This is a genomic window from Rhodococcus sp. R1101 (assembly GCF_000278445.1).
Taxonomy (GTDB): domain Bacteria; phylum Actinomycetota; class Actinomycetes; order Mycobacteriales; family Mycobacteriaceae; genus Rhodococcus; species Rhodococcus gordoniae.
In genome coordinates this window covers 1-7,101 of the sequence record NZ_AJVB01000182.1, presented here as the reverse complement: position 1 = coordinate 7,101, position 7,101 = coordinate 1, and the positions used below count along the sequence as shown (strand labels likewise).

Annotated in this window: 7 protein-coding genes; 5 read left to right on the top strand and 2 right to left on the bottom strand. The window is 68.2% G+C overall.

Annotation, left to right across the window (positions count from 1 at the left end; translation table 11 throughout):
• Together R1101_RS26610 and R1101_RS0112810 are read left to right on the top strand one after the other, a co-directional pair.
• Positions 1-1,664 (top strand): SEC-C domain-containing protein (locus R1101_RS26610; RefSeq protein ID WP_016933817.1); only part of this gene is annotated, 1,664 nt, incomplete at its 5' end.
• Between the two features lie 149 nt (positions 1,665-1,813).
• Positions 1,814-3,175, top strand: coding sequence for a bifunctional lytic transglycosylase/C40 family peptidase (locus R1101_RS0112810; RefSeq protein ID WP_026003213.1), 1,362 nt, complete (start codon positions 1,814-1,816; stop codon positions 3,173-3,175).
• A 108-nt stretch (positions 3,176-3,283) separates the two neighbouring features.
• Here R1101_RS0112810 and greA read toward each other — a convergent pair whose 3' ends face one another.
• Both greA and R1101_RS0112800 read right to left on the bottom strand, forming a co-directional pair.
• Complete coding sequence (gene greA / locus R1101_RS0112805; RefSeq protein WP_016933815.1) at positions 3,284-3,778, bottom strand: transcription elongation factor GreA; 495 nt, start codon at positions 3,776-3,778, stop codon at positions 3,284-3,286.
• A gap of 245 nt (positions 3,779-4,023) precedes the next feature.
• On the bottom strand, positions 4,024-4,452 hold the full coding sequence (locus R1101_RS0112800) for a DUF4307 domain-containing protein (protein WP_016933814.1): 429 nt from the start codon (positions 4,450-4,452) through the stop codon (positions 4,024-4,026).
• 162 nt (positions 4,453-4,614) lie between these two features.
• On the opposite strand from R1101_RS0112800, the gene mca reads away from it, so the two are divergent.
• The 3 genes from mca to R1101_RS0112785 form a co-directional block, all read left to right on the top strand.
• Positions 4,615-5,493 (top strand): mycothiol conjugate amidase Mca, encoded by an 879-nt coding sequence (gene mca, locus R1101_RS0112795; protein ID WP_026003212.1) that lies wholly within the window; start codon positions 4,615-4,617, stop codon positions 5,491-5,493.
• Positions 5,490-5,816 carry a hypothetical protein gene (locus R1101_RS0112790; protein WP_016933812.1) on the top strand — a complete coding sequence of 109 codons (327 nt, stop codon included), beginning with the start codon at positions 5,490-5,492 and terminating at the stop codon, positions 5,814-5,816. The genes mca and R1101_RS0112790 overlap by 4 nt, the downstream gene beginning before the upstream one ends.
• A 43-nt stretch (positions 5,817-5,859) precedes the next feature.
• A partial coding sequence (locus tag R1101_RS0112785) for a thioredoxin domain-containing protein (RefSeq protein WP_016933811.1) occupies positions 5,860-7,101 on the top strand: 1,242 nt, incomplete at its 3' end.

Here is a 7,101-nt window from a genome sequence, read left to right as displayed (position 1 = left end):
CGGCCGACGATCTCGCCCGGAACGCGATCCCGGTCGACGACATCGAACCGCTCCTGATGCTCGTCTCCGAGGACGACGAGTTCGATCTCGTGCAACCGGCAGAATCCGAAGAGACTGCGACGCAGGATGACCCGGATGCAGGGGTGGGTGGCCGTCGGGAGATGATCGTCTTTCCCGACGGGGCGCCGGCGGGTCACGGACCGGGAGATCTGCTCGCCCTCACCGCGCGGGACGGCCGCCTGTCGTTCGCGCCGGTCCACGGTGAAGTCCGAAGAGGCGTGAGCGAATTCGTGCACGCGCTCGAGCAGCGGATCGCCCGCGAACAGGTGGCGAGCCTCGAGACCGCGTTCGTCGACGTACTCGCCGAATCGTCCGGGACATTCTCCGCGCCGTCCCTGCCGATCGGGGAACTTCTCGCCGAGGCCGGCTTGGTGCGCAGTGGAGATCTGGTGGCGCCGAAGGGATTCGACTTCGACGGATACTTCGACCGGGCGATGTTCGAGATCTACGCCGAACAGCTCGGGATACCCGTCGACGCCGTGCCGGGTGTGGCCCTGTTCGCGTCGCTGGTCGAAGCATTCGAACGCGGCGACGACGACGATTTCGAAGAACGCTTCGCCGTGGGGAAGTCGGGTCTGTACTCGGTGCTGTCCGATCCCGAGATCGCCGAGACCGTCCACGACGAGCTGGTGGGGGAGAAGCTTGCCCCCGAGGCGATCGAGCAGGCTGCGCTGTGGTTGCTCGATCACGCGCCCCGGCGCGCGGCGGGCGCGGCGCACTGGATCGCCGGCCGCGCGGCCGAGTCCACCGGACGGATCGCGGAGGCCGAACGGCACTACGAACGTTCGGCCGATCTCGATTCCGCCTTCGACCTGCCGTTGTTCGATCTGGCACGGTTCGCCTCCGACCGCGGGGATGCGGTGCGGGGTCTGTCCTTGCTCGCCCGGGTGCCGGGTGGCGACGAACATCCCCTCTACGAACTGCTCGACCGGTACCGGCCGAAGGAGGTCCCGGGCCTCGGCCGCAACGACCGTTGCTGGTGCGGGTCGGGCCGCAAGTACAAGGCATGTCACCTCGGACGCGCCGAGCATTCGCTCGAGGAGCGGTCCGACTGGCTGTACATGAAGGCGGCCATGCACGCCCTGGAACCGGCGTGGGCGGAACACCGGGTCGCCCTGGCGGAGGCCCGTTCGGGTTACGGGGACGACGACGCCGTGGCCGAGGCGGTCGCCGATCCGCTCGTCGAGGACGTCCTGTTGTTCGACGCCGGCGCGTTCGCCGATTTCGTCGAGCGTCGCGGGGAGTTGCTGCCCGAGGACGAGTCGGAGCTCGCCCGCTCCTGGCTCGCCGTCGCGCGGTCGGTCTTCGAGGTCGAGGCGAGTGTGCCGGAGGAGACGCTCGTGCTGCGCGATGTCCGCACCGACCGGGTGGTGGAGGTGTCCGCGCCCTGGCTGACGGGTGAGATACCCGCCGGCACGCTGCTGTGTGCCCGCGTCATGCCGGTAGGCGAAGGGCGATGGGTGATGCCGGGCGGATGCGAGCCGGTGACGGAGGATCAGCGGGAGACGCTCGTCGCCCTGCTGGCCGAAGAGGCGGTCGATCCCGTGGACATCATGGACGTCCTGACCCATCCGGACGCCGCCGAATTCTATCCGGCTCCGTAGTTCAGGTCACTCCGGTCACAAGAATCCCACCGGTCTCAATACTGGAACGTGTTCCTGAATATATGTGATAAGAACATTCGGAAGCCGTACTGGTGATCGACCTCACAGTTACGGTGGGAGCGGTTGATGGACGGATGTGGGGGTAGCGGATGTCGATGGACCCGTCTGCGGTCATCGTGGCAGTGGCTACGGCAGCAAGTGCGCTCGTGCAGGGCGTGGACCTACCGGCAGAGATCAAGGATCGGATCGACGGGGCGATCGAGTCGTTCGAGGCAGGTGCGGAGAACACCGACACGGACGTGGCGAATTTCGTCGCCTCGTTGCCCGAACCGATGCAGCAGGGTGCCCAGCAGGCGGTCGCGGACGCGACGGCGGCGGTCGCGGGGGCGATCGAGCCCCACCTGCCCGAGGAAGCGGCCGCAGAGTTGCATCCCGCCGATCCGCAAGCGCTTCCGCCCGTCCTGGCGCCCGAACCTCCGGCCGCCCGGCCCGGGCCGTTCGGGATACCGGTGCAGCCACCGGTCACCGGCGCGCTCGGAAACCCGCAGCCGGGACCCACGATCCCGGGCCCCGGGATCACGTTGCCGTCGATCCCGGCGATCCTTCCCGGAACGCGACTCGCGCCCATCGGCGCGATCGCGGTGTTCGCGCCGTGGCTGAAGAAAGCGGGCGAACTGTGCGAGGGTGTCTCGGCGCCGGTCCTCGCCGCTCTCTACTCCGCAGAGAACGGTTTCCGGTACGGCCCGACCGCCCCGGTCTCCCCGGTCGGTGCGCGCGGCCCTGGGCAGTTCATGCCCGGTACCTGGGACCAGTACGGCAAGGATGCCGACGGCGACGGCAAGGCCGACGTCCTCGGCATCGCCGACCCGGTCATGGCCTCGGGCAACCTCCTGTGCGACAACTACAAGCTCATCGACGACTGGAAGAAGCGCGGCCTGGTCGAGGGTGACACGCTCGATCTGACCCTCGCGGCCTACAACGCGGGGGTCGGCGCGGTGAAACGTTCCGGTGGCATGCCGTCCGGTCATCCCGACTACGAGAACCAGACGAAGCCCTACGTCGCGAAGATCCGGGCGACCGAGCACGTCTTCGCGCGTATGCTCTCGCCGTTCCTGGGCCGGGGTATCGGAGGCGGCGCCGGCGACATCGGCAACCGCGTCGTCGACCTCGCGTTCAAGTACCTCGGCCTGCCGTACGTCTGGGGTGGCGGCAACATCAACGGGCCGTCCGGTGGCGGATTCGACTGTTCGGGCCTGACCTCGTACGCCGTCTTCGCCGCGACGGGTGTCGCGCTGCCGCGTACGTCCGAGACCCAGTGGCACGTCGGCACCGAGATACCGCTGTACGCGGCACGTCCCGGCGACCTGCTGTTCGGCAACTGGCAGGCCGGTGGCCCCGGCCACGTCGCCATCTACATCGGCGGCGGGCAGATGGTGCACGCACCCACTACCGGCGACGTCGTGCGGGTGGGGCCGGTCTTCCCCGGCATGAAGGCGCGCCGCATCTTCTGAGAAGGCGCACCTTCCGGAAACCTGCCGGGAATGCACGAGGGCCCGACCGGAGAACATCCGGTCGGGCCCTCTGCACGAAGCTCTGCCTAGGAGCTCTGCTTCACGGGATCAGCCGCGGTAGGGTTCCGCGCTCACCAGCGTCACCTTCATGGTGTTGCCGTTGGGCAGGTTGTACTCGCGGGTCTCGCCGACCTTCGCGTCGATCAGGGCGCCACCGAGGGGCGAGCTGGGGGAGTAGGTCTCGAGCTCGCTGTTGCGGGCACCCTCTTCGCGGGTCGCGATCAAAAACGTCTCCGTGTCGGTCTCGTCGCCTCCGTAGTAGACGGTCACGACGGAACCGGGGAGGGCGACGCCCGACTCGGTCGGAGCGACGCCGACCTTGGCGGTGCCCAGCAGCTCCTGGAGCTGACGGATGCGGGCTTCCTGCTGGCCCTGTTCCTCGCGGGCCGCGTGGTAGCCGCCGTTCTCCTTGAGGTCGCCTTCCTCGCGACGCTCGTTGATCTCGGCGGCGATGACAGGACGATTCGCGATGAGCTGGTCCAGCTCGGCCTTGAGTCGGTCGTACGACTCCTGCGTCAGCCAGGTCACCTGGGTCTCGGTCATCCTCGATCACTTCCTTCGGGTTGGAGCCCCCGGCTCCGTGGACAAGTCGTGCACATGCAACGACCGCAACAGCACGACCGCCGTCGTCCCCCCATGGCTTCAGGCTGAACGGAAGTCGTACTGTCTGTTGATGCTCTTATGCAGCAATACACGGCCCCAAAGGGTGGAACCGTGTATCCGGCCATTTTAGCATCTTTGCGGTCCGCACTCCGGGAAAGCGCTGGAAGGGGGGTGTGGGAGCAGGATCAGGGTGCGCGCAGATAGTCGGGAGCCTCGGTACTGCACCCGTAGCTGTCGCCCATACCGGGACGCTGGGACGTCTTCACCGTGGAAGTGAGCACGACGGTCTGCGAATCGGACGCGGGGACGAGAACCTCGCGCCGGCCCGTCTCGCTCCCGTCCTTCGAGCGGGCCCGGATGATGCAGACGGAATCCTGCGACGGATCGTCGCGCGTGACCTTGAGTTGGATGTCGATGGTGCTGTCGTCGATGATGTCGAAGGCGACGACCTCCGACTCGATCGGAGTCGAGTTGTTCTGGAACAACACGAACGCCAGGACGAGCCCCGCGAGCAGGCCGGCCACGGTGAAACCCCAGCGTTTGCCGCGTGTCGATACGCCGGGGCCGGGGTATCGGGACGACGGGTACCGGTCGGTGGGGGTGGTGTTGCTCATCACTTTGCTTTCGCAGCGGGAGAATGGATCGGGCGTCGCCGCAGGGCCACGGCTGACGACGGAATTATCAGGTGGAACTATAGAGGACGGATCCGGTGCGACCGCGACGCGGGCGCGGGGACGGTTCCGGCGAAGCAGACGACCTGAGGTGGAGGAATACACGTGAGCGGACTACGGCTCATGGCCGTGCACGCCCATCCCGACGACGAGTCGAGCAAGGGCGCGGCCACGATGGCCCGGTACTCGGCCGAGGGGCACGAGGTCCTGGTGGTCACGCTCACGGGCGGAGAGCGCGGCGACATCCTGAACCCCGCCATGGACGTACCGGGCATTCGCGAACGCATGAGCGAGGTGCGTCAGGAGGAGATGGCCGAGGCGGCCCGCATCCTCGGAGTGCGCCAGCAGTGGCTCGGCTTCGTCGATTCCGGCCTGCCCGAGGGCGACCCCAAGCCGCCGCTGCCCGAGGGATGCTTCGCGGTCATCCCGCTCGACGAACCGGTCCGCCGGCTCGTGCAGGCGGTGCGCGAGTTCCGTCCCCACGTCATGACCACCTACGACGAGAACGGCGGTTACCCGCACCCCGACCACATCCGGTGCCACGAGGTGTCGGTCGCGGCGTACGAGGCGGCGGCCGATCCGGATTTCCATCCGGAGCTGGGCGAGCCCTGGGCGGTGCGCAAGCTGTACTACTCGCACGGTTTCATCCGTAAGCGGCTCGAGTTGTTCCGCGACGAGTACGAGCGTCGCGGGGAGCCGTTCCCCATGGAGCAGTGGCTCAGCAAGTGGCGCACCGAACAGGGCGACATCATGGGACGCGTGACCACCCAGATCACCTGTGGCGACTACTTCCCGAAGCGCGACGACGCGCTGCGGGCGCACGCCACCCAGATCGACCCCAACGGATCGTTCTTCGCGGTGCCGTTGGACATTCAGCAGAAGGTGTGGCCGACCGAAGAGTTCGAGTTGGCCAAGACCCGCGTGACCACGGAGCTTCCGGAGACGGATCTGTTCGCGGGCATCGAGGACGGACAGGGCGAATGACGATAGGTACGCTCGCGGTCGAGGTTCTGGCCGTCGAGGTTCTGGCCCAGGAGCCGACCGGCCCCGAGTTCGGCAAGGCGTCCCCGCTCGGACTCGCCATCGTGGTGGTCCTGCTGGTCGCGACCGCGCTGCTGATCTGGAACATGAACAAGCGGCTGAAGAAGCTGCCCGAGAGTTTCCATCCGGAGCATCCCGGGCCCGACCAGGCCGTGGACGACGGCACGTTGCCGGGTGCGATTCCCGGCACCGTGGATGCGGAGGGGGCGGACGAGCCGAAGAAGGTCACCGGTCCGGAGCGTCCCGAACCCACCAAGGGAAGCTGACGACCCTCCTCCACCGAGGGGGCTCCTTCCGTAGCGTGGGGGCATGGCGAATCGACTGGCCGACGCCCTGAGCCCCTACCTGCGGCAGCACGCCGACAATCCGGTCCACTGGCAGGAATGGGGCGAAGCCGCTCTCGCCGAGGCGGTCGAGCGCGACGTGCCGATCCTGCTGTCGATCGGCTATGCGGCCTGCCACTGGTGTCATGTCATGGCGCACGAGTCGTTCGAGGACGAGGCCACCGCCGCCGTCATGAACGAGAACTTCGTGTGCGTCAAGGTCGACCGCGAGGAACGACCGGACATCGACGCGATCTACATGAACGCGACCGTCGCGACGACAGGCCGGGGCGGGTGGCCGATGACCTGCTTCCTCACGCCCGACGGTGGCCCGTTCTATTGCGGCACGTACTACCCGAGCACGCCGCGTGGGGGCATGCCGTCCTTCACGCAGCTGCTCCATGCGATCACCGACACGTGGCACAACCGTCGCGACGAGGTCGCGCAGGCCGCCGAGGCCGTCGTCTCCGAACTCCGTCGCAGCGGCGGTGGACTGCCCGCCGGGAGTGTCGCGATCGACGGTGCTCTGCTCGACGCGGCGTCGGCCGCGATCGCCGCCGACGAGGACCGCGAACACGGTGGGTTCGGTGGCGCACCGAAGTTCCCGCCGTCGAACCTGCTGGAGGGACTGCTGCGCGGATACGAGCGCACCCGCTCCGCCGACACGCTCGGTCTCGTCGAGCGCACGACCGACGCGATGGCGCGGGGCGGGATCTACGACCAGCTCGGGGGCGGGTTCGCGCGCTACAGCGTCGACGCCGCGTGGACGGTGCCGCACTTCGAGAAGATGCTCTACGACAACGCGCTGCTGCTGAGGCTGTACGCGCACCTCGCCCGGGTGACCGGTGCGGAACTGCCGACGCGCGTCGCGCGGGAGACCGCCGAGTTCCTGCTGCGCGACCTGATCACCCCCGACGGCGGATTCGCGTCGGCCCTCGACGCCGACACCGACGGGGTCGAAGGCCTCACCTATGTGTGGACGCCCGACCAGCTCGTCGAGGTGCTGGGCCCGGACGACGGTCGGTGGGCGGCGGACGCGTTCACCGTCACCCCCGGCGGCACCTTCGAGCACGGCACCTCGGTGTTGCAGCTGCTCGACGAGCCGGACGATCCGGCGCGACTCGCCGACGTGCGGGCCCGCCTGTTCGCCGCTCGCACACAGCGCCCCCAGCCCGGACGCGACGACAAGGTCGTCACCGCATGGAACGCCTTCGCGATCACCGCGCTG